This is a genomic window from Pseudomonas mangrovi, assembly GCF_003052585.1.
Taxonomy (GTDB): domain Bacteria; phylum Pseudomonadota; class Gammaproteobacteria; order Pseudomonadales; family Pseudomonadaceae; genus Aquipseudomonas; species Aquipseudomonas mangrovi.
In genome coordinates this window covers 736,196-756,810 of sequence record NZ_QASN01000020.1, presented here as the reverse complement: position 1 = coordinate 756,810, position 20,615 = coordinate 736,196, and the positions used below count along the sequence as shown (strand labels likewise).

The window sequence follows — 20,615 nt, the reverse complement described above, 5'->3', positions numbered from 1 at the left end:
TTCCGCGCCTGAAAAGACGCGCTGCCGAATGCCTGCAAGCAGACCTCCGACAGCGCGTCGCGGTTCCGTGATCCGCGAAACAGACGCTGCGCTGCCCATCCCTGGGCTTGTGCAGTCGGCTTACAGCAGGCGCTTGCCGTCCTCGCGGGTGATGACCACGGTCGCCGAGCGCGGTCGCTTGCCGGCGCCATCCGGCCAGACGCTGCGCAGATCGCCCGGGGTCGATCCTTCGCCCGGATGCTGGATGTTGACGAACAAGGTGCGGAAATCCGGCGTCGCGGTGATGCCGGTGACTTCAGCGCCGACCGGACCGACCAGAAAACGCTTGGTCTCGCCGGTCTTCGGATCGCTGATCAACATCTGGTTGTTGCCGAACGGGCCGGCGGCCAGCTGGCTGCCACTCATGTCGGTCTGGATCCACAGGCGTCCATCCTCGTCGAACCAGAGGCCATCGGGGCTGGCGTAGATGTTGGCGGCGGTCAGCGGCTTGCCCTTGGGGCCCTTGCCTTCGCCTTCGGGACCGGCGAACTGGTAGATGTCCCAGGCAAACAGGTTGCCAGCGTGATCGCTGCTGGCTTCGCGCCAGCGGATGATATGGCCGTAGGGATTGGCGGCACGCGGGTTGGCCGGGTCGGGCTGGGTGCGGCTGCTGTTGTTGGTCAGGGTGAAGTAGACGTCGCCGGTGTCCGGATTGATGGCGCCCCATTCCGGTCGATCCATCTTGGTGGCGCCGACGATGTCGGCGGCCAGGCGGGTGTTGATCAGCACCTCGCCCTGGTCGGCGAAGCTGACACCGGCGGCGGCACAGGCGCGGCGGAAGTTCTCGTCGCGGATGTCCAGTGCCAGCCAGCGACCGCGGTTGCCGGCTTCGAAGCGCGCGACGTAAAGAGTGCCTTCGTCGAGCAGGCGGCCATTGCTCATGCCCGGGATGTAGCGGCCCTTACTGACGAATTTGTAGATGTATTCGTTCTGCGAGTCATCGCCGGAATAGCAGACCACGCGCTTGCCCGGACGCGCGGGCGCGAACACCAGACCTTCATGGGCGAAGCGGCCCAGCGCGGTGCGCTTGACCGGGGTGGCGTCGGGGTTGAACGGGTCGATTTCGACGATCCAGCCGAACTGGTTGGCTTCGTTGCGATAGTCGTCACGGGCGTCTGCGCCCTTGCGGGTCAGGTCGAAGCGTTCGAATTCGTCGCCCGGTACGGTATCCCAGCCGTAGCGACTGGTGCCGCGCACGCCGTAACGGCTCAGCTCGCGCGGCAGCTCGCTGTCGCGTGTGGCGAAGTAGCCCGCCCAGTTCTCTTCGCAGGTCAGATAGGTGCCCCAGGGCGTGAAGCCATTGGCGCAGTTGTTCAGGGTGCCGCGGGCAGCGTGACCTTCGGGGCTGTAGCGGGTGCGCATCAGCGCGTGGCCGCGGGCCGGACCGGCAATGCGCATCGGCGTGGCACCGGTGATGCGACGGTTGCGTGCGCTGGGTGCGAGGTTCCATTCGCCGCGGGCATCGCGACGCACTTCCACCACCGACACGCCGTGGGCGTTGATTTCCTTCTTCACCTCGTCGGCACTGGTGCGCTTGCCGTTGCTTACGCTCGGGCCGTTGCGGTGCAGCATGCCGGGCTCGATGTACTCATGGTTGAGCACCAGCAGGCCGTGGTCGCTGCGCTTGCCGTAGCCACGGCTGCCGTCGATGGGGAAGAAATGCATGCCGTCGTGGTGCATGCCGATCTGCTCGGCCTGGTCCTGGGCGCTATTGCTGCCATCTTCGAGGAATGCCGGATAGCGGCCGCAGAGCGGGGTGCCCCAGGGAATGAAGGCTTTGGCGCGATAACCGGCGGGTACGCTGATGGTGTCGGCGCGAGTCACAGGAACAGCCTGGAAACCGAGGCGTTCACGCCGACGCTTGATGGCCTCAGCAACCTTCTTGGCGATCGGTTTCAGATCGGTAGCCTGGGCGCTGCCGGGCAGTGCGGTGCCGAGGAATCCGAGTGCGCCGACAGCGGCGCCAGCGGCGACCACCTGGCGGCGCTTGAGGCCGGCGATCAGCTCGCTGATATGCGGGTTGGCGGAGTGGTTGCTCGGCAGTTCATCGCCGTTGTCGAACAGCTCGGGTTTCTGGTCACAGGTCATAGCCATAGCTCCTCAGGTCAGGGTTGCACGGAACCTTGACGCTAACGGAGCGAAGCGACGGAACGGTGACAGTCTTGTTGCTGGCCGTTCAGTGCTCGACGGTCGCGAGCATCTCGCCAACCTTGTCACGAAGCTGGTCGAGGGTGAAGGGTTTGCCGATGACGCCGAGAGGTCCTTCCAGGGGCTGGCTGCCGGCCATTTCGCTGCCACTTTCTATCTGCGAGCCCTGCACATAGCCGCTGGCGAACAGTACCGGCAGGCGCGGATAGAGGCGGCGTGCTGCTTCGGCGAGCTGATGCCCACTCATGCCGGGCAGGCCTACATCGGTCATCAGCAGATCGAAGTCACGGTCGACGTCGAGGCTGTGCAGCGCCTCGGTGGAGTCGGCTGCGGCGACGACCCGATAGCCCAGTTCTTCGAGGACATCGGTGGTCAGCATGCGGACCACGTCATCGTCTTCGACAACCAGGATGGATTTGCGCGAATTCATGGCGGACTCCTTGTGCCGTCAGGTGGGGCGGTAACGCCGTCTTGATTCTGGGCCATGCGAGCTGGCGTGCGTGTCAGACCGCGCGGCAGGACAAACGTTGCCGAAGTCTTCTTCTGGTGGCCGGTTTGGCGAACCAAGCGGCATTCTCGACAGTCGAAGCACGCTGGAACGAACGTGCGCATCAGATGCAAAAGAATGCCATTCTCGCCTCGCTGGGGCAAAATCGCCGGCTCGCGCCACTCAACAGGGAAAACGAATGACTCGTGGTTTCGTCGTGGAAGAAGACAGATTTCGCAAGATTCTAAGCCGCCATGTGACCCTGCCACTGGGTGTGGGCCTGCTCAGTGCGGTGTTCTTCGTGGTGCTGATCGGCTATCTGCTGAGCGTCCTTAAGGAGGTGACCAACTCCGACGAGACCCTGCGCACGGCCAACAGCGCGCTGAAGATGGTGGTCGATCTCGAGAGCGGCATGCGCGGTTTTCTGATCACTGGGGACGAGGGGTTCCTTGATCACTTCGAGAAGAGCCGACCGTTGCTTCTGGCCGACCTGCAGGCGCTATCGAGCAGGAATCTCGCCGAAGCGGCGCAGTACGAGCGCCTCGAGCGAATCGGTGGCCTGCTCGAGCAGTGGGAAGTGTTCGCCGACGAAGCCATCGTCCTGCGTCGGGACGGCGGCGACGTCACCGGGCTGGTCGCCTCGCGCGCCGGCAAGCGCATCGTTGACGCTGTACGCGCCGAATTTGATGAACTCATGGATACCGAACGGGCGATGCGCGAGCAGCGCAACCGCAACGCCAATCGGCTGACCACGCTCGTTATCGGCCTCTATCTGGCGTTCAGCCTGGGCTTCAGTCTGTTGCTGGCGTTTCTCGGTCGCCGCGAGTTGCAGCGTCTGTCGAATACCTACAACCAGGCGATGGCGCGGCAGACCGAGCATGCCGAGGAGCTGCAAGAGCAGGCCTGGTTGCGCACCGGTCAGACCGAACTGGCCGAGCAGGTCATCGGCGAGCTGGAGCTGTCGGAGATTGGTCGCAAATCCCTCGATTATCTGGCCGGCTATCTCGGCTTCTCCGTCGGTGCGCTCTATCTGCGCGAGGTGGGCGGCAGCCTGCGGCGAATTGCCGGCTACGGGCTGACGCGCGCAGCCGATGCGCTCAACCAGCAGCTGCAGGTGGACGAGGGGCTGGTCGGTCAGGCCGCCCGCGAACAGCGCAGCATCGAATTGCAGGGTCTGCCGGCGGGCTACCTGAAAGTCAGTTCCGGCCTCGGGGAGGGCGCCGCGCAGTCGGTGCTGCTGGTGCCGACGCGCAGCGAGCGGCGGGTCAACGGTGTGCTCGAACTGGGTTTTCTGCGTCCGCTGCAGGAGCGAGACCGGGCTCTGCTCGAGTTGCTCGCCGGCAACCTCGGCATGGCGCTGGAGTCGGCCCTGTTCCGCCAGCGCCTGCAGGAAGTGCTGGCCGAAACCCAGCAGCTCAACGAAGAGCTGCAGGTGCAGCAGGAAGAGTTGCGCAGCTCCAACGAGGCGTTGGAGGAACAGTCACGAATTCTCAAGGAGTCCCAGGCACACCTGGAGGCGCAGCAGGCGGAACTGGAACAGACCAACGTCCAGCTGGCCGAGCAGCGCGATGCGCTCGACGAGAAAAATACCGCCCTGGGCGAGGTACGCGTGCTGCTTGAACAGCGCGCCGAGGAGCTGCAGCGGGCCAGTCGCTACAAATCCGAGTTCCTGGCCAACATGTCGCATGAGCTGCGCACGCCGCTGAACAGCTCGCTGATTCTGGCCAAGCTGCTGTCGGAAAACCCGCAGCAGAACCTCAGTGCCGAGCAGGTGCGCTTTGCCGAATCGATCTATGCCGCCGGCAACGACCTGCTCAACCTGATCAACGACATTCTCGATATCTCCAAGGTGGAAGCGGGCAAGCTGGAACTGCGTCCGGAAAATACCCGGGTGGATCGGCTGGTCGAATCGTTGCAGGGGGTGTTCGAGCCGCTGGCGCAGGACAAGTCGCTGCAGTTCAGCATCGACATCGCCATGGATGCGCCGCGCAAGCTGTATACCGACCGTCAGCGTATCGAGCAGATTCTGAAGAACCTGCTGGCCAACGCCATCAAGTTCACCGAGCGCGGCGAGGTGAGCCTGGGTGTCGCTGCGGATCCGCAAGGTGTGCGCTTCGAGGTTCGCGATACCGGCATCGGCATCCACCCCAGTCAGCAGGAGGTCATCTTCGATGCCTTCTGCCAGGCGGATGGCACGACCAACCGCAAGTTCGGCGGCACGGGCCTGGGGCTGTCCATCTCGCGCGATCTGGCGCACCTGCTGGGCGGCACCATTTCCGTCAGCAGCGTGCCGGGCGAAGGCAGCTGCTTCACCCTGGTGATTCCCACGCAGTATGTCGAACGGGACCAGCCGGCGCCGCGTAGCGCGGCTGCCACGCAGCCGGCGACCCTGCCGCTGCCGGCTATGCTGCCGAGCGAGCCGGTAGGCGATGCCTGGTCGATACCGCGTTTTGCCGATGACCGCGAAAACAAACCGTTCAGCGGCAAGACGGTGCTGGTGATCGAGGACGAGCCGCGCTTTGCGCAGATCCTCTATGACCTGGCCCACGAGCTGGAATACAACTGCCTGGTGGCGCATGGTGCGGATGATGGTCTGGCATTGGCGAACAGCCATTTGCCGGCGGCGATCCTGCTCGACATGCAGTTGCCCGACCACTCCGGCCTTACCGTGTTGCAACAGCTCAAGGAGAACCCACGCTGCCGGCACATCCCGGTGCACGTGATCTCGGTCGAGGACCGCATGGAGGCGGCGCTGCACATGGGCGCCATCGGCTATGCGCTCAAGCCGACCAGCCGCGAGCAGCTCAAGGATGTGTTCGCGCGCCTGGAGGCCAAGCTCAGCCAGAAGGTCAAGCGCGTCCTGCTGGTGGAAGATGACGCTCGCCAGCGCGAAAGCATCGTCCACCTGATCGACGACGAGGATGTCGAGATCAGCGCGGTGGCGACGGCGGGCGAGGCGCTGGCGCAACTGCGCGAGACGATCTTCGACTGCATGATCATCGATCTCAAGCTGCCCGACATGCAGGGCAACGAACTGCTGGAGCGCATGGCCAGCGAGGACATCTGCTCCTTCCCGCCGGTGATCGTCTACACCGGGCGTAACCTCACCCGCGACGAGGAAGCCGAGCTGATGAAGTACTCGCGCTCGATCATCATCAAGGGCGCGCGTTCGCCAGAGCGCCTGCTCGACGAGGTCACCCTGTTCCTGCACAAGGTCGAGTCCAAGCTGTCCGGCGAGCGTCAGGACATGCTGCGCAGCGCGCGCAACCGCGACAAGGTACTGGAGGACCGGCGCATCCTGCTGGTGGATGACGACGTGCGCAACATTTTCGCCCTTACCAGCGCGCTGGAGCAGAAGGGTGCCCGTGTCGAGGTGGCGCGCAACGGTCGCGAAGCGCTGGAGCGTCTGGAGCAGATCGAGGATATCGATCTGGTGCTGATGGACGTGATGATGCCGGAGATGGACGGCTACGAGGCGACCCGACGCATCCGCCTGGACCCGCGCTGGGAGCGTCTGCCGATCATTGCGGTCACTGCCAAGGCGATGAAGGACGATCAGGAGCGCTGCCGTCAGGCGGGTGCCAACGACTACCTGGCCAAGCCGATCGATCTGACCCGCCTGTTCTCGCTGATCCGGGTCTGGATGCCCAAGCTGGAGCGGATCTGAATGCCTGAACGCACTGCGGAGATCGAGCTGCGTCTGCTGCTGGAAGCGATCTTCCTGAAGTACGACTACGACTTCCGCGAGTACTCCCTGGCATCGCTGCGCCGGCGCGTGCAACAGGCGCTGCGCCAACTGGAGTGTGCTTCCATCTCCGAACTGCAGGCGCGGGTGCTACATGATCCGGCTGGGTTCATGCAGTTGCTGCAGTACCTGACGATCCCGGTCAGCGAGATGTTTCGTGATCCGGAGTATTTCCGTGGGCTGCGCCAGCATGTGATACCGCTTTTGCGCACCTATCCGTCATTGAAGATCTGGGTGGCCGGCTGCAGCACCGGCGAGGAGGCCTATTCGATGGCGATCCTCCTGCGTGAGGAGGGACTGCTGGAACGCAGCATGATCTACGCCACCGATATCAATCCGCTGTCGCTGGAGCGCGCGCGCAAGGGTATCTACCCGCTGACGCAGATCAGCGGCTTCACTCGCAGCTACCAGGCCGCGGGCGGCGCCTCGACGTTCTCCGACTATTACACCGCGGCCTACGATGGTGCGCTGTTCGACAAGTCGCTGCGTGATCACCTGACTTTCGCCGACCACAGCCTGGCGACCGACAGCGTGTTCGCCGAAACCCAGCTGATTTCCTGTCGCAATGTCCTGATCTATTTCAACAAGCAGCTGCAGAATCGCGCCCTGGGCCTGTTTCACGAGTCGCTCTGCCATCGCGGTTTCCTCGGTCTTGGCAGCAAGGAGAGTCTCAACTTTTCCAGCTATGGGAAGCAGTTCGAGACCTTGCTGCGAGATGAAAAGGTCTTTCGCAAGCTATGACGCGCCAGGCCTACGAAGCAGTGGTGCTGGGCGCTTCCGCCGGGGGCGTCGAGGCGCTGCTGTACCTGTTCGGCGCCCTCGACAGCGGCGGCTGCCGTTTGCCGCTGATTGCCGTGCAACATCTGCCGGAGAAGGCGCAGAGCCAATTGGCCGAAATACTTGCCGCGCGCCTGAAGCGTCCGGTCAGGGAAGCCGAGGACAAGGCGCCGGTGCAGCCTGGTGTCCTGTATGTCGCGGCGCCCGGCTATCACCTGTCGATCGAAAACGACCGCAGCTTCTCCTTGAGCAGTGAGGCACCGGTGAACTTCTCCCGACCCTCGATCGATCTGCTGTTTGAATCCGCTGCCCACGCCTACGGTCCGAAACTGATCGGTGTCTTGCTCACGGGAGCCAACGAAGATGGCTCCGCCGGGCTGGAGCAGATTGCCCAGTACGGCGGTCTGACGCTGGTGCAGGAGCCCGCCGAAGCGGCCGTTGCCTGCATGCCGCTGGCGGCCCTGCAGCGTTTTTCTCCTGACCATGTGCTGCGCCTGCGGGACATGGCTGAACTGATACTCCGTCTGGAAGAAGTACATGCTGAGTAATATCGAAGCCAAGCTGCTGATCGTCGATGACCTGCCGGAGAACCTGCTGGCACTCGATGCCCTGGTGGCCGGCAAGGACCGTCGGGTATTCCAGGCCGGTTCCGCCGAGCAGGCCCTGGAGCTGCTGCTCGATCACGAATTCGCCCTGGCCATCCTCGATGTGCAGATGCCCGGCATGGATGGCTTCGAGCTGGCCGAGCTGATGCGCGGTACCGAGAAGACCAAGGACATCCCGATCATTCTGGTCAGCGCCGCCGGGCGCGAGCTGAACTACGCGTTCAAGGGCTACGAGCATGGTGCGGTGGATTTCCTGCACAAGCCGCTGGATGTGCACGAGGTCAAGTCCAAGGTCAATGTCTTCGTCGATCTGTACCGTCAGCGCAGGGCCCTGCAGCGCCAGCTGGCCGCGCTGGAAACCGCGCGCCAGGAACAGGAGACGCTGCTCAGCGAACTGCGTTCCACCCAGCGCGAGCTGCAGCGTGCGGTACGCATGCGCGACGACTTCATGTCGATCGTCTCCCACGAGCTGCGCACGCCGCTGAACGGATTGATCCTGGAAACCCAGCTGCGCCAGCTGCAACTGCGCAAGGGCAACGCCGAGGCCTTCGGCATGGACCGGCTCGGTCCCATGTTCGAACGTGACGAGCGCCAGATCATGCGACTGATCAGGCTGATCGAGGACATGCTCGACATCTCGCGGATTCGTACCGGAAAGCTATCGATCCGACCGGTGCGTTTTGATCTGGCGGAAATGGTACGGGCCCAGGTGGAGAACTTTGCTGCCCAGTTCAATGCCGCGGGCTCGCCACTGCAGCTGGAGGCCAGCGGGCCGGTCGAGGGTGTCTGGGACGAGTTTCGCATCGAGCAGGTACTGGCCAACTTCATGACCAACGCACTGCGCTATGGGGCTGGCAGTCCGGTGCAGATCGCGGTATGGGCGGATGACAAGGGCGCGCATTTCTCGGTGCGTGATCATGGCGTGGGGATCAGCGCCGAAGACCGCGAGCGGATCTTCATGCAGTTCGAGCGGGCGGCGGGCAGCGAGCAGGTAGCCGGCCTCGGCCTTGGGTTGTATATCGCCGAGGAAATCGTGCGCGCCCATGGCGGTCGGATCGAGCTGTGGAGTGAGGTCGGGGAGGGCGCGAAATTCAGCGTGTGCCTGCCACTGGCGCCTGCGGGCGCGGGCTGAGTGCCTGGCCGAAAATAAAAAAGGCGAGCGCAAGCTCGCCTTTTTCTTTGCGCCTCAGGCGCAAGCTTTGTAGGGTGCAATAAGCGCAGCGCATTGCGCCGGTGCCTGTTGCGGCCCAGGTGGTTGGGGTGAAGACTTTTTTCCATCTGCTTGCCGGGCCGCCTGCTTCGCTGTCCGTGGCGGATTACGCCGCAAGCGGCTAATCCGCCCTACGACTGACGCAGTAAGCGGAGCTGCTCCGGAAACGAAAAAAGGCGAGCTTTCAAGCTCGCCTTTTTTCTTACACCTCAGGCCGAAGCCTGATTGAGCAGTTCTTAGTGGAACTGGTTCATGGTGTTGTCTTTACCGCTTGCCTTCAGAGCAGCTTCGCCAGCGAAGTACTCCTTGTGGTTGTCGCCGATGTCAGAGCCAGCCATGTTCTGGTGCTTGACGCAGGCGATACCCTGACGCAGTTCCTGACGCTGAACGCCCTTCACGTAGGCCAGCATGCCCTGGTCGGCGAAGTAGCCCTTGGCCAGGTTGTCGGTGGACAGCGCGGCAGTGTGGTAGGTCGGCAGGGTGATCAGGTGGTGGAAGATGCCGGCGTGGGCCGAACCGTCGCGCTGGAAGGTACGGATCTTCTCGTCGGCAATCTGGGCCAGTTCGGTCTCGTCGTACTCGACGCTCATCAGCTTGGCGCGATCGTAGGCGGAAACGTCCTTGCCTTCGGCAACCATGGCGTCGAACACCTGCTGGCGGAAGTTCAGGGTCCAGTTGAAGGACGGGCTGTTGTTGTAGACCAGCTTGGCGTCCGGGATGGTCTTGCGGATTTCGTTGACCATGGCAGCGATCTGACCAACGTGCGGCTTCTCGGTCTCGATCCACAGCAGGTCGGCGCCGTTCTGCAGCGAAGTGATGCAGTCCAGTACGCAGCGCGCTTCACCGGTGCCAGCACGGAACTGGAACAGGTTGGACGGCAGACGCTTGGGACGCAGCAGCTTGCCTTCGCGCTTGATGACGACGTCGCCGTTGCCCAGTGCGGCTTCGGAAACTTCTTCGCAATCCAGGAAGGAGTTGTACAGGTCGCCCAGGTCGCCCGGCTCCTTGGTCACGGCGATCTGCTTGGTCAGGCCGGCACCCAGGGAGTCGGTACGAGCAACGATCACGCCGTTGTCGATGCCCAGCTCGAGGAAGGCGTAGCGAACGGCAGCGATCTTGGCGAGGAAGTCGGCATGCGGAACGGTCACTTTACCGTCCTGGTGGCCGCACTGCTTCTCGTCGGATACCTGGTTTTCGATCTGGATGCAGCAAGCACCCGCTTCGATCATGCGCTTGGCCAGCAGGTAGGTGGCTTCCGGGTTACCGAAGCCAGCGTCGATGTCGGCGATGATCGGGACGATGTGGGTTTCGTAGTTGTCGATCTGGTTCTGGATCTCGGCAGCCTTGGCGCTGTCGCCGGCTTCGCGAGCGGCGTCCAGGGCGGTGAACAGCAGGTCCAGTTCGCGGCTGTCAGCCTGACGCAGGAAGGTGTACAGCTCTTCGATCAGGTCGGAGACGGCAGTCTTCTCGTGCATCGACTGGTCCGGCAGCGGGCCGAAGTCGGAACGCAGGGCGGCAACCATCCAGCCCGACAGGTAGAGGTAGCGCTTGTTGGTGGTCTTGAGGTGCTTCTTGATCGAGATCAGCTTCTGCTGACCGATGAAGCCGTGCCAGCAACCCAGCGACTGGGTGTAGACGGACGAGTCGGCGTCGTACTCGGCCATGTCCTTGCGCATGATGTCGGCGGTGTACTGGGCGATTTCCAGACCGGTCTTGAAGCGGTTCTGGGCGCGCATGCGGGCCACGGACTCCGGGTTGATAGCGCTCCAGCTGCTGCCGAATTTTTCTTTCAGGGCGGCAACGGCCTTGATGTCGTCTTGATATGCGGACATGGTCAATCCTTCAATGTATGGGTTGGGTTGAGCACCGACTTCCCCCACTCAAAACCTGTTACCAAGGTTATTGCGGGCGGCTCACCGCAGAATGTCGAAATCTTGACCAGAACGAGAGTCATCTCGGAGGGGGAGGGTGTCAGCGTGGCAGTTGCCAACTCGAAGCCTTGGCTTCGCAGCGGCGCGATCAACTCTGTGATCCTGCTGCAGCGGTCGAACACGGAGGCCGACTGTTGCGATAAAGCGCTTCCCCGTCCCTCAGGACAACTTCGTTCCAGTCGCAACCTCGTCAAGCCGCTTTGTGGGCCGTCTTGACACGGATCGATTGTCCCGGGGTGTGCCGGTTACTCTTTCCGGAGATCCTCATCGGACCTCTGATTAGCGGGAGCGGCGCAATGATGCCTTCGGCGGGCGCATACGTCAAACGCTTTGTAGTGACTTTTCAGAAACTACTACATATTCGCCGCAGGCCCCAAACGCGGGCCTTTCAGCGATATTCCTCAATCCAGTAGTTCCACTTTCAGACGCATGGTCAGGTCTTCGCGGCCCTGGGTGGAATGACGACGCAGGAAGCCATCATCCGACTGCTGGTAGCTCTCGTTAAGGCCTCCCAACGGCAGCCATTCGCCGAGCCGGCCGCGAAGGCGGGTGTCAGTGCTCTGGATATCCACCACGCCTGGCTGGGACTGGCTCATTCGGTCGTTGTTGCTGCTGACATCCACCTGCACCTGATCGCCAACCACTCGCGCAGTCACATAGAAGCCGCGGGTCACGTTGCGATACTGGGTCTGCTGATGTACCTGGCCATAAGGGCCGACACTGGTGCTGGTGAGCGGCACGCTCTGGCCGACCTGGATCAGCGCAGGCGAGCCCTCGCTGGCATGTACCTGCTGTACACCGCCGCCGCGACTGTCGGTGTTGCGCCGGATGATGCGCACGTTGTCGCGGCCGTTGCGTTCGCCGCGGCCGGCTTCTATCTGCACGTTGCCGGCGCTGGCGGCGCCGTCGACGCGATAGCCATGGCTGTCGCTGGCGGAGGACTCGCTGGTGTCGAGGCTGATCAGCAGGCGCCGTGGCGCGGTATCCAGCTGGGCGAGCAGGGCGCGGATTTCCGCGATCTTGTCGGCGGGGGCACTGATGACCAGTTGGTTGCCGTAGGCGCTGGCGCGACCCTGGTCGCCGAGAACCGAGCTGACTATCGGTAGCACCTCGTCGGCAGTGCGGTAGCCCAGCGGCAGCACTTCGGTGGCTGCCGAGACCGGCATGCTGCAGAGCAGCAACAGGATGAGCGTGGCAAATCGGTTCACAGCAGCATGCTCCTCAGATTGGGATCGCTGACACTGGTTTCCCAGGCCTGGTCGAACTGCCCCTGGCACTGGCGGCCACGCCCCAGGTCTTCGTAGAGGACATACCCTGCGGTTTCGCCGGGATCCGGGCGCATCAGCAGGCCCCTGCCGTCGGCGAGCAGAAAGGCCATCTCCTCGGCAGGGTAGTCCGGGTTCATCTTGCGAATCCAGCAACTGCTGGAGAGTTTGCGTGAAAGGCTCAGCAGGCGATGGCCGTCGCGGATCAGGCGCGAAGGATCACGGATCAGAATGCGCAGGCGATTCTTCGGGCTGGCGAGGAGGAATTTGCTGCAGGCATCCAGGGTCGCGCGATTGTTGTACAACCAGGGATCGAGATCGTCACTGTAGATGCACAGGCTGCGCCTGGCCTGCTGCAGCAGTGCCAGGGCGTGTGCGCTGGCATCGGTCGCCAGACTGAAGCGCTGCAGCGGGGTCGGTTCGCCGAGGCGGAATGGCGCCGCTATCGGCTCGTCCGCGCTGACCACCTCGCTGGGCGGGTTGTGGATGGCGAAGCGGCCCGGGGATTCGAATTCGATCTCAGGCAGGGGGGCGGTGGCTTCCTCCGGCTGCAGGTCCAGCTCAAGCGATTGCTCCTGGCTTTCGTCGTTGCTGTGCATGCAGTCCTCCGGTACTCGTCAGTGGCTCCGGTTTTGCCTGGTGCCTGAACTCAGCCTCGACTCTCGCGCAGCATGTCGACGTGCGGAATGCCTGCGTCGAGGAACTCACCGCTGATCACCGTGAAGCCGTGCCGCTCGTAGAACGCTGTCGCCTGCACCTGTGCGCTGAGCCGTTGCTGTTTGAGGTCGCGTCGTTCCGCCTCGGCGATCACCGCCTGCAACAGTGCATCGCCGACGCCGAGTCCGCGCCAGTCGCGAAGCACCGAGACGCGACCGATATGGCCGTCGGCGAGCAGTCGGGCAGTGCCGATAGCATAGTCGCCGTCGAGGGCGAGGAAGTGGATCGCTGCGGCATCCTCGGCATCCCACTCCAGTTCCGGCGGCACAGACTGTTCGGCGATGAATACGGTTTCACGGATGCGCCGCAGCTCTGCGTTGTCCTGCTGCCAGTCGGCAATGCGGATATGGATGTCAGTCATTGGCGAACTCCAGGCTGCCCTGTTTGATCAGCTCCCACAGCAGGGTGCGCGCGTCTTCGTGGCTGAGCCATTCGGAAAGGTTTGCAAGATGCAGCGATTCCGCCGAACAGATCAGCTTGAGCAGCTCCCTCAGCTCGGCAGAGAGCAATCGGCTCTGTCCGCTGGCGAAAAGCATCAGCCCCAGGTCGATCTCGCTCCAGGCCAGGCGTGCGCTCGGATTGCGCAGCAACACGGCGCCGTTCTCCATGGCATCGAGGAACTCGCCCAGCGGCATTTCTTCGCCGGCGACCAGCTCGGGGTAGCGTGGCTCGGTCATGAACTGGCCAAACCAGGTCAGCAGCAGGCGTTCGTCGCTCATGTGTTCGGTCAGTAGTGCCTTGAGTCGATCCAGCGAGTCTCGCTGGATCTGGTGCGGGTCGCTGCTCGGCGCTATGCCGGCGTCGCTGTAGCGCTCCTCGTCCGGCAGGAACTGCGCGAGGAAGTCGGTGAAGTGGGTGAGTACTTCGGCGGCGCTGGGCGCGCGGAAGCCTACCGAGTAGGTCATGCAGCCGTCCTCGGCCGTGCCGTAGTGAGCCAGGCGTGGCGGCAGATAGAGCATGTCGCCGGGCTCCAGCACCCACTCCTCGGTCTGTTCGAAGTCGGCGAGGATGCGCAGGTCGGCGTGGGCCAGCAGCGGGCTGTCGCTGTCGCACATCTGGCCGATCCGCCAGCGCCGCGTGCCATGGCCCTGCAGCAGGAATACGTCGTAGTTGTCGTAGTGCGGACCGACGCCACCACCGGGTGCCGCAAAGCTGATCATCACGTCATCGATGCGCCAGCTCGGCAGAAACTGGAAATGCTCCAGTAACTCGGCGACTTCGGGAACGAATTGATCGACCGCCTGCACCAGCAGGGTCCAGTCGCGCTCCGGCAGTTGGCTGAAGGTGTCTTCTTCGAAAGGGCCGCGGCGCAGCTCCCAGGGGTGCTCGCCATGCTCGATGACCAGGCGCGACTCCACTTCTTCCTCGAGCGCAAGGCCGGCCAGCTCATCGGGGCTGATCGGACTCTCGAAGTCGGGAATGGCCTGGCGCACCAGTAGAGGTTTGCGCTGCCAGTAGTCCTTGAGGAACTGGCGTGCAGTCAGGCCGCCGAGCAGTTGTAGTGGTACATCAGCATTCATCTTCAAAACCTTGAATTCAAATAAAAACGCCCGGACTTCGCCGGGCGTACAGGAAGCATCCCGAGATCAGATCCGCTTGGCCTGGTCGGCCGCGTTGCCGACATAGTTGGCAGGCGTCAGCAGGCGCAGCTGCGCCTTCGCCTCGGCCGGAATGTCCAGCCCGTCGATGAAAGTCTGCAGTGCGGCGGCGGAGATACCCTTGCCACGGGTCAGTTCCTTGAGCTTTTCATAGGCATTTTCCACCGCGTAGCGGCGCATCACGGTCTGCACCGGCTCGGCCAGCACTTCCCAGCAGGCGTCGAGGTCTTCGGCGATGCGCGCGGCGTTCAGTTCCAGCTTGCCGATGCCCTTGAGGCTGGCCTCGTAGGCAATCACGCTGTGGGCAAAGCCGACACCGAGGTTGCGCAGCACGGTGGAGTCGGTCAGGTCGCGCTGCCAGCGCGAGATCGGCAGCTTGCTGGCCAGGTGCTGGAGGATCGCGTTGGCTATCCCCAGGTTGCCTTCGGAATTCTCGAAGTCGATCGGGTTGACCTTGTGTGGCATGGTCGATGAGCCGATCTCGCCTGCCACGGTCTTCTGCTTGAAGTAGCCGAGCGAGATGTAGCCCCAGATGTCGCGGTCGAAGTCGATCAGGATGGTATTGAAACGGGCGATGGCATCGAACAATTCGGCAATGTAGTCGTGCGGCTCGATCTGGGTGGTGTAGGGGTTGAAGCTCAGGCCCAGATCGCCCTCGATGAACTCGCGCGCGTTGGCTTCCCAGTCGACGTCCGGATAGGCCGACAGGTGCGCGTTGTAGTTGCCTACTGCGCCATTGATCTTGCCCAGCAGCGGGACGGCGGCGACCTGGCTGATCTGCCGCTCCAGGCGATAGACGACGTTCGCCAGTTCCTTGCCCAGCGTGGTGGGGGAGGCGGGCTGACCGTGGGTGCGCGAGAGCATCGGCACCTCGGCGAACTCGACGGCGAGGACGCGGATGGCGTCGGCCAGCTGGCGCATCAGCGGCAGCAGCACGCCGTCCCGGCCTTCACGCAGCATCAGCGCGTGGGACAGGTTATTGATGTCCTCGCTGGTGCAAGCGAAATGGATGAACTCGTTGATCGCTGCCAGTTCCGGCAGACGCTTGGCCTGTTCCTTGAGCAGGTATTCCACGGCTTTCACGTCGTGATTGGTGGTGCGCTCGAATTCCTTGACCCGCTCGGCATGCTCAAGCTGGAAATCGTCCGCGAGCTGATCGAGCAGGGCATTGGCCTCGGCGGAAAACGCCGGCACTTCCGGGATCCCGGCATGACTGGCCAGGCGTTGCAGCCAGCGAACCTCGACCAGTACGCGGCTCCTGATCAGTCCGTATTCGCTGAAGATCGGCCGCAGGGCGGCGGTTTTGCCGGCGTAGCGGCCATCGACGGGGGAAACCGCGGTGAGCGAGGAAAGCTGCATGGGGCGTCTCGACAGTCGGGTGCAGAAAAAGGGCGCACATCATACATGAAACGCGCCGGCTCGAAGTCAGGAAGATGGTTTGGACCGGCGCGGAATCGACAGCAGGCTGGCGGTGAAGATCATGCCGGCGCCGATCAGCGAGGTCAGGCCGGGCGTTTCATCCCACGCCAGCCAGGCGATGATCCCGGAAAACACGATGGCCAGGTAGGCGAACGGACCAATGATGCCGGGCGGCGCCAGGCTGTAGGCCTTGGACATCACCAGTTGGCTGGTGGTGGCGAGCAGGCCGATGACGCCTAGCAGCACCAGCTCGCGCAGGCTCAGCGGCTGCCAGGCCCAGATCAGCGGGATGGCCGATGCCAGTGCGCTGAACAGGGAGAAGTAGAAGACGATGCGATAGACCGGTTCGGTGTCGCTCATTTCGCGGATCGAGACGAAGGCGAAGGCCGCCAGCAGACTCGCCGCCACGCCAACCAGAGACAGGCTGTCCAGAATCGCGGCGCTTGGTTTTGCAACCAGCAGCACGCCGGCCAGGCCGATCAGCGCCATGCCGAGCATGCGTCGCGACAGCGGCTCTTTCAGCCACCACCAGGCGATGATCGGGGTGAACACCGGCGCTGCGTAGGTGAACAGCATGGCGTCGGCCAGCGGTAGATGGGCGATGGCGTAGAAGAAGCAGTACATCGCCGCCAGACCGTAGGTGGTGCGCCACAGGTGGGACTTGAGTCGCCGGGTCTTCAGCGGCTGGATCCCGCGAGCAAGGATCAGCGGCAGGAACAGGATCACCCCGACCAGGTTGCGAAAGAACACCACCGACTCGTTGCCGACGCTGGTCGAGACTTCGCGTATGCCGACGCCCATCAGCGAGAACAGCAACGCCGAAAGAGCCAGCAGTGCAGCGCCCTGCAGCGGCTTCACCGCCCTGACGGCGGCGGGGCTCATTGCCGATCCAGCATCGGTTGCAGTTCGCGCAGCAGCTTGCCGCGGCTGAAAACCAGCTGCCAGCGGTGTCCGCCGAGCTGACGCCAGAGCCGCGCCGAGCGAATCCCGGCGAGCAGCAGTCCGCGGATACGCGAGGCGGTGCCGGCCTGCTGCAGGTAGCGCATCTCGCCATGCACCTGGATGCGCTGGCTGAAGGTGCTGATGGTGTCCTGATAGAGGCCGCCGAAGGCTGCCGCGACGTTGTCGTGGGTCAGGCCGAAATGACCGACCTGCAGACGGATCTGCTCAAGCCGGCTGCCGATGACGTCGAGCATGTCGTCACGGCGGTCGAGCTTGCGCTCCAGTGCAATCATCGCCAGGGCGTAGCGCAGCGGCTCGCGCTGCAGGGTCGCGGGGTCGCGGCTGAGGGCGCTATGCAATGCCTTGTAGCCGTCGCGCAGGCTGAAATCGTCGCCGCCGTAAACCTCGAGCGTGTTCTTTGGATCGCGGGCCAGCAGGCTGCCGAACATGCACCCAAGGCCCGCTTCACTGATCTGGCCGGTCCGCGCCAGGCGATCCGCGAGGACGGCGGCTTCGAAGACGGCGCCGAGGGCGACCAGTTGCTCCTGCAATGGGCTCATGCTTGCTGCTCCGGCACGCCGTCCATCGACTCGATGACGCCGCCACCCAGGCAGATCTCGCCGTCGTAGAGCACCACCGACTGCCCCGACGTAACTGCACGCTGTGGCTGATCGAAGGTCAGGTGGTAGCCGGCGCCGCTGCAACGAAGGGTACAGGCTTGATCTGCCTGGCGGTAACGCACCTTGGCCGTCAGGCGCAAGCCTTCGGTGGGGATGTCGATCGGATTGACCCAGTAGACCTGGCTGACGCTCAGGCCCATGGAGAACAGCCACGGATGGGCGTTGCCCTGACCGACGACAAGCACGTTGCGAGTCAGATCCTTGCGCAGTACGTACCAAGGCTCGTCCCCGGCGTCTTTCATGCCGCCGATGCCGAGCCCCTGGCGCTGGCCGATGGTGTGGTACATCAGGCCGTGATGGCGGCCGATGACCTCGCCGGTGGTGGTCTCGATGTCGCCGGGCTGGGCTGGCAGGTACTGCTTGAGAAAATCGCTGAAGCGTCGTTCGCCGATGAAGCAGATGCCGGTCGAGTCTTTCTTCTTGGCAGTGGCCAGTTGGTACTTTTCGGCGATCGCGCGCACGGCGGGCTTTTCCAGTTCACCGACCGGGAACAGGGTTCTGGCGATCTGCTCGCCGCCGACGGCATGCAGGAAGTAGCTCTGGTCCTTGTTCGGATCCAGGCCCTTGAGCAATTCGGTCCGGCCCTTGACATCGCGGCGACGCACGTAGTGGCCGGTGGCTATCAGGTCCGCGCCCAGGCTCAGCGCGTATTCCAGGAAGGCTTTGAACTTGATCTCGCGGTTGCAGAGGATGTCCGGATTCGGCGTGCGCCCGGCCTTGTACTCGGCCAGGAAGTGCTCGAACACGTTGTCCCAGTATTCCGCAGCAAAGTTCGCCGTATGCAGCTTGATCCCGATCCGGTCGCAGACGGCCTGGGCGTCGGCCAGGTCTTCGCGGGCGGTACAGTACTCGGTGCCGTCGTCTTCCTCCCAGTTCTTCATGAACAGGCCTTCCACCTGATAGCCCTGCTCCAGCAGCAGAAGTGCGGAAACGGAGGAGTCCACGCCGCCGGACATGCCGACGATCACACGGGTTTTGGCTGGCTCGGTCATGGGAATAGGACAGTGACTGCGGAAAACCGCGGATTCTAACAGAAGGGCTGCGCTCTATCCGTCGTCAGAGCGCTCAACGAATCAGGCTCAGAGAGTGGCGCGAGCCGGCCAGATAGTCGTCGATGCAGCGCATTACCAGCTCGCTGCGCCAGCGCTGCGGCTGTTCGGCGAGCTCGGCGCGGGTCAGCCAGCGTGGCCCGATGATGCCGTCATCAAGCGGCAACTCGTCGCAGTGTCTGATCGGGCGGGCAGCAAAGCAGACACGTTGATAGGTGATGCCGTTGCTGGGGGCGGTGTACAGATAGATGCCGGTGACGGCGGTAAGCTCGACTTCCCAGCCGGTTTCTTCGAGGGTTTCGCGCAGCGCCGCCTGGGTGAGACTTTCGTCTGCTTCCAAATGTCCGGCAGGCTGGTTTAATACTTCCCGGCCGTCGGCCAGTTCTTCAACCAGCAGGAAGCGACCCTGGTCCTCGACTATGGTCGCAACGGTTACATGGGGGGTGAAGCGCATACTTTTTCTCCTCTGCGGCGAGGGTCATCATCCTAGTGCATTGGAGTGCAGAGCAACTGCTAGGATAAGTGCGCGGCAGGCACACCTGTTCGCGGGACTACATGAGCGAGAGCAAGCCTGCAGGCAGTTGTATAGGCAGTGAGGGGCGAAGGCCGAAGAACGAAGGCGTGACTTTTTGTAGAAAAACTACAAGAATGGAGCGCTTCTTTGAGACCCCTCCAAACAGATTCTTTCGTTGCGTCACCCGCGCGACGAAGTACCAGACCACGAGAGCAACGGAGTCCAGCATGGGATACCAAAAGATCCAGGTGCCAGCGAGCGGTGACAAAATCACCGTCAACGCCGACATGTCCCTCAACGTACCGAACAATCCGATCATTCCCTACATCGAGGGTGACGGCATTGGTGTGGATATTTCCCCGGTGATGATCAAGGTGGTCGATGCCGCCGTGCAGAAAGCCTACAACGGCCAGCGCAAGATCTCCTGGATGGAAATCTATGCCGGCGAGAAGGCCACCCAGGTCTATGACCAGGACACCTGGCTGCCGAAGGAGACTCTCGAAGCCGTGCGCGACTACGTCGTGTCGATCAAGGGCCCGCTGACCACGCCGGTCGGTGGCGGTATCCGCTCGCTGAACGTGGCCTTGCGCCAGGAGCTGGATCTGTACGTCTGCCAGCGTCCGGTACGCTGGTTCACCGGTGTACCAAGCCCGGTGAAGAATCCCGGCGACGTGGACATGGTGATTTTTCGCGAGAACTCCGAAGACATCTATGCCGGCGTCGAGTGGAAAGCCGGTTCGCCTGAGGCCGAGAAGGTCATCAAATTCCTTACCGAGGAAATGGGCGTCAAGAAGATCCGTTTTACCGAGAACTGTGGTATCGGCATCAAGCCGGTCTCGCTGGAAGGCACCAAGCGCCTGGTGCGCAAGGCCCTGCAGTATGCCGTGGACAACGATCGTCGTTCGGTCACCATCGTCCACAAGGGCAACATCATGAAGTTCACCGAAGGAGCCTTCAAGGAGTGGGGCTACGAGGTCGCGCGTGACGAGTTCGGCGCCGAGCTGCTGGATGGCGGCCCGTGGATGCAGTTCAAGAACCCGAATACCGGCAAGACCATCGTGGTCAAGGATGCGATCGCCGACGCCATGCTGCAGCAGATCCTGCTGCGTCCGGCCGAATACGACGTGATCGCGACCCTGAACCTGAACGGTGACTACCTCTCCGACGCCCTGGCGGCGGAAGTGGGCGGCATCGGCATCGCCCCGGGTGCCAACCTGTCCGACACCATTGCCATGTTCGAAGCGACCCACGGCACTGCGCCCAAGTATGCTGGTCAGGACAAGGTCAACCCGGGCTCGCTGATCCTCTCCGCCGAGATGATGCTGCGCCACATGGGCTGGCTCGAAGCGGCCGATCTGCTTATCAAGGGCACCGAAGGCGCCATCGCGGCGAAGAAGGTCACCTATGACTTCGAGCGTCTGATGGAAGGCGCGCAGTTGCAATCCTGCTCGCAGTTCGGCGACGCCATGATCGAGCACATGTAAAAGCA

17 protein-coding genes are annotated in these 20,615 nt (G+C 63.1%); 5 read left to right on the top strand and 12 right to left on the bottom strand.

The window, feature by feature from the left end:
• Positions 1–120: 120 nt before the first annotated feature.
• Positions 121–2,127 (bottom strand): PhoX family protein, encoded by a 2,007-nt coding sequence (locus DBO85_RS16160; RefSeq protein ID WP_108108277.1) that lies wholly within the window; start codon positions 2,125–2,127, stop codon positions 121–123.
• Between the two features lie 88 nt (positions 2,128–2,215).
• Positions 2,216–2,617 carry a response regulator gene (locus DBO85_RS16155; protein WP_108108276.1) on the bottom strand — a complete coding sequence of 134 codons (402 nt, stop codon included), beginning with the start codon at positions 2,615–2,617 and terminating at the stop codon, positions 2,216–2,218.
• 256 nt (positions 2,618–2,873) lie between these two features.
• Here DBO85_RS16155 and DBO85_RS16150 point away from each other — a divergent pair, with 256 nt between their 5' ends.
• Genes DBO85_RS16150 through DBO85_RS16140 form a run of 4 tightly spaced genes read left to right on the top strand, consistent with a single transcriptional unit; the run spans position 2,874 to position 8,933 of the window.
• Positions 2,874–6,341 carry a response regulator gene (locus tag DBO85_RS16150; protein ID WP_177429783.1) on the top strand — a complete coding sequence of 1,156 codons (3,468 nt, stop codon included), beginning with the start codon at positions 2,874–2,876 and terminating at the stop codon, positions 6,339–6,341.
• Positions 6,342–7,160, top strand: coding sequence for a CheR family methyltransferase (locus tag DBO85_RS19320; protein WP_177429782.1), 819 nt, complete (start codon positions 6,342–6,344; stop codon positions 7,158–7,160). It begins immediately after the preceding gene.
• The gene (locus tag DBO85_RS16145) at positions 7,157–7,744 is read left to right on the top strand and encodes a chemotaxis protein CheB (protein ID WP_108108274.1); all 588 of its coding nucleotides are present in this window, start codon (positions 7,157–7,159) and stop codon (positions 7,742–7,744) included. Before DBO85_RS19320 ends, DBO85_RS16145 begins: the two co-directional genes overlap by 4 nt.
• A complete protein-coding gene (locus tag DBO85_RS16140) occupies positions 7,734–8,933 on the top strand; it encodes a hybrid sensor histidine kinase/response regulator (RefSeq protein WP_108108272.1) in 1,200 nt (399 codons plus the stop codon). The genes DBO85_RS16145 and DBO85_RS16140 overlap by 11 nt, the downstream gene beginning before the upstream one ends.
• Before the next feature lie 314 nt (positions 8,934–9,247).
• Here DBO85_RS16140 and DBO85_RS16135 read toward each other — a convergent pair whose 3' ends face one another.
• The 10 genes from DBO85_RS16135 to DBO85_RS16085 form a co-directional block, all read right to left on the bottom strand.
• The gene (locus tag DBO85_RS16135; protein ID WP_108108270.1) at positions 9,248–10,843 is read right to left on the bottom strand and encodes an isocitrate lyase; all 1,596 of its coding nucleotides are present in this window, start codon (positions 10,841–10,843) and stop codon (positions 9,248–9,250) included.
• Positions 10,844–11,343: 500 nt separating this feature from the next.
• Complete coding sequence (locus DBO85_RS16125) at positions 11,344–12,108, bottom strand: secretin N-terminal domain-containing protein (RefSeq protein ID WP_108108400.1); 765 nt, start codon at positions 12,106–12,108, stop codon at positions 11,344–11,346.
• Positions 12,109–12,146: 38 nt separating this feature from the next.
• Complete coding sequence (locus DBO85_RS16120; RefSeq protein WP_407681476.1) at positions 12,147–12,806, bottom strand: DUF7931 domain-containing protein; 660 nt, start codon at positions 12,804–12,806, stop codon at positions 12,147–12,149.
• A 50-nt stretch (positions 12,807–12,856) separates the two neighbouring features.
• On the bottom strand, positions 12,857–13,285 hold the full coding sequence (locus DBO85_RS16115; RefSeq protein ID WP_108108268.1) for a GNAT family N-acetyltransferase: 429 nt from the start codon (positions 13,283–13,285) through the stop codon (positions 12,857–12,859).
• A complete protein-coding gene (locus DBO85_RS16110) occupies positions 13,278–14,444 on the bottom strand; it encodes a ribosomal protein uL16 3-hydroxylase (RefSeq protein WP_108108267.1) in 1,167 nt (388 codons plus the stop codon). The genes DBO85_RS16115 and DBO85_RS16110 overlap by 8 nt, the downstream gene beginning before the upstream one ends.
• A 66-nt stretch (positions 14,445–14,510) precedes the next feature.
• On the bottom strand, positions 14,511–15,881 hold the full coding sequence (gene purB / locus DBO85_RS16105) for an adenylosuccinate lyase (RefSeq protein WP_108108266.1): 1,371 nt from the start codon (positions 15,879–15,881) through the stop codon (positions 14,511–14,513).
• A gap of 66 nt (positions 15,882–15,947) precedes the next feature.
• Entirely contained in the window at positions 15,948–16,823 is an 876-nt protein-coding gene (locus DBO85_RS16100) for a DMT family transporter (protein WP_108108265.1), read from the bottom strand.
• Positions 16,820–17,443, bottom strand: a complete 624-nt coding sequence (gene hflD, locus DBO85_RS16095; protein ID WP_108108264.1) for a high frequency lysogenization protein HflD — start codon at positions 17,441–17,443, stop codon at positions 16,820–16,822. The genes DBO85_RS16100 and hflD overlap by 4 nt, the downstream gene beginning before the upstream one ends.
• On the bottom strand, positions 17,440–18,555 hold the full coding sequence (gene mnmA / locus DBO85_RS16090) for a tRNA 2-thiouridine(34) synthase MnmA (protein ID WP_108108263.1): 1,116 nt from the start codon (positions 18,553–18,555) through the stop codon (positions 17,440–17,442). The genes hflD and mnmA overlap by 4 nt, the downstream gene beginning before the upstream one ends.
• Positions 18,556–18,628: 73 nt before the next feature.
• Positions 18,629–19,066, bottom strand: a complete 438-nt coding sequence (locus tag DBO85_RS16085) for an NUDIX hydrolase (RefSeq protein WP_108108262.1) — start codon at positions 19,064–19,066, stop codon at positions 18,629–18,631.
• 287 nt (positions 19,067–19,353) lie between these two features.
• Between DBO85_RS16085 and icd the strand changes: the two genes are divergently transcribed.
• Positions 19,354–20,610, top strand: a complete 1,257-nt coding sequence (gene icd, locus DBO85_RS16080) for an NADP-dependent isocitrate dehydrogenase (RefSeq protein ID WP_108108261.1) — start codon at positions 19,354–19,356, stop codon at positions 20,608–20,610.
• The last annotated feature ends 5 nt before the right edge of the window (positions 20,611–20,615 follow it).

Excerpts from the sequence above, each read along its gene's own strand:
- DBO85_RS16115 (WP_108108268.1), bottom strand. The coding sequence starts at position 13,285 with ATGACTGACATCCATATCCGCATTGCCGACTGGCAGCAGGACAACGCA.
- DBO85_RS16135 (WP_108108270.1), bottom strand. The coding sequence starts at position 10,843 with ATGTCCGCATATCAAGACGACATCAAGGCCGTTGCCGCCCTGAAAGAA.
- purB (WP_108108266.1), bottom strand. The coding sequence starts at position 15,881 with ATGCAGCTTTCCTCGCTCACCGCGGTTTCCCCCGTCGATGGCCGCTAC.
- DBO85_RS16150 (WP_177429783.1), top strand. The coding sequence starts at position 2,874 with ATGACTCGTGGTTTCGTCGTGGAAGAAGACAGATTTCGCAAGATTCTA.
- DBO85_RS16100 (WP_108108265.1), bottom strand. The coding sequence starts at position 16,823 with ATGAGCCCCGCCGCCGTCAGGGCGGTGAAGCCGCTGCAGGGCGCTGCA.
- DBO85_RS16145 (WP_108108274.1), top strand. The coding sequence starts at position 7,157 with ATGACGCGCCAGGCCTACGAAGCAGTGGTGCTGGGCGCTTCCGCCGGG.
- DBO85_RS19320 (WP_177429782.1), top strand. The coding sequence starts at position 6,342 with ATGCCTGAACGCACTGCGGAGATCGAGCTGCGTCTGCTGCTGGAAGCG.
- DBO85_RS16155 (WP_108108276.1), bottom strand. The coding sequence starts at position 2,617 with ATGAATTCGCGCAAATCCATCCTGGTTGTCGAAGACGATGACGTGGTC.
- icd (WP_108108261.1), top strand. The coding sequence starts at position 19,354 with ATGGGATACCAAAAGATCCAGGTGCCAGCGAGCGGTGACAAAATCACC.
- DBO85_RS16120 (WP_407681476.1), bottom strand. The coding sequence starts at position 12,806 with ATGCACAGCAACGACGAAAGCCAGGAGCAATCGCTTGAGCTGGACCTG.
- DBO85_RS16085 (WP_108108262.1), bottom strand. The coding sequence starts at position 19,066 with ATGCGCTTCACCCCCCATGTAACCGTTGCGACCATAGTCGAGGACCAG.
- DBO85_RS16140 (WP_108108272.1), top strand. The coding sequence starts at position 7,734 with ATGCTGAGTAATATCGAAGCCAAGCTGCTGATCGTCGATGACCTGCCG.
- DBO85_RS16125 (WP_108108400.1), bottom strand. The coding sequence starts at position 12,108 with ATGCCGGTCTCGGCAGCCACCGAAGTGCTGCCGCTGGGCTACCGCACT.
- DBO85_RS16110 (WP_108108267.1), bottom strand. The coding sequence starts at position 14,444 with ATGAATGCTGATGTACCACTACAACTGCTCGGCGGCCTGACTGCACGC.
- hflD (WP_108108264.1), bottom strand. The coding sequence starts at position 17,443 with ATGAGCCCATTGCAGGAGCAACTGGTCGCCCTCGGCGCCGTCTTCGAA.
- DBO85_RS16160 (WP_108108277.1), bottom strand. The coding sequence starts at position 2,127 with ATGACCTGTGACCAGAAACCCGAGCTGTTCGACAACGGCGATGAACTG.
- mnmA (WP_108108263.1), bottom strand. The coding sequence starts at position 18,555 with ATGACCGAGCCAGCCAAAACCCGTGTGATCGTCGGCATGTCCGGCGGC.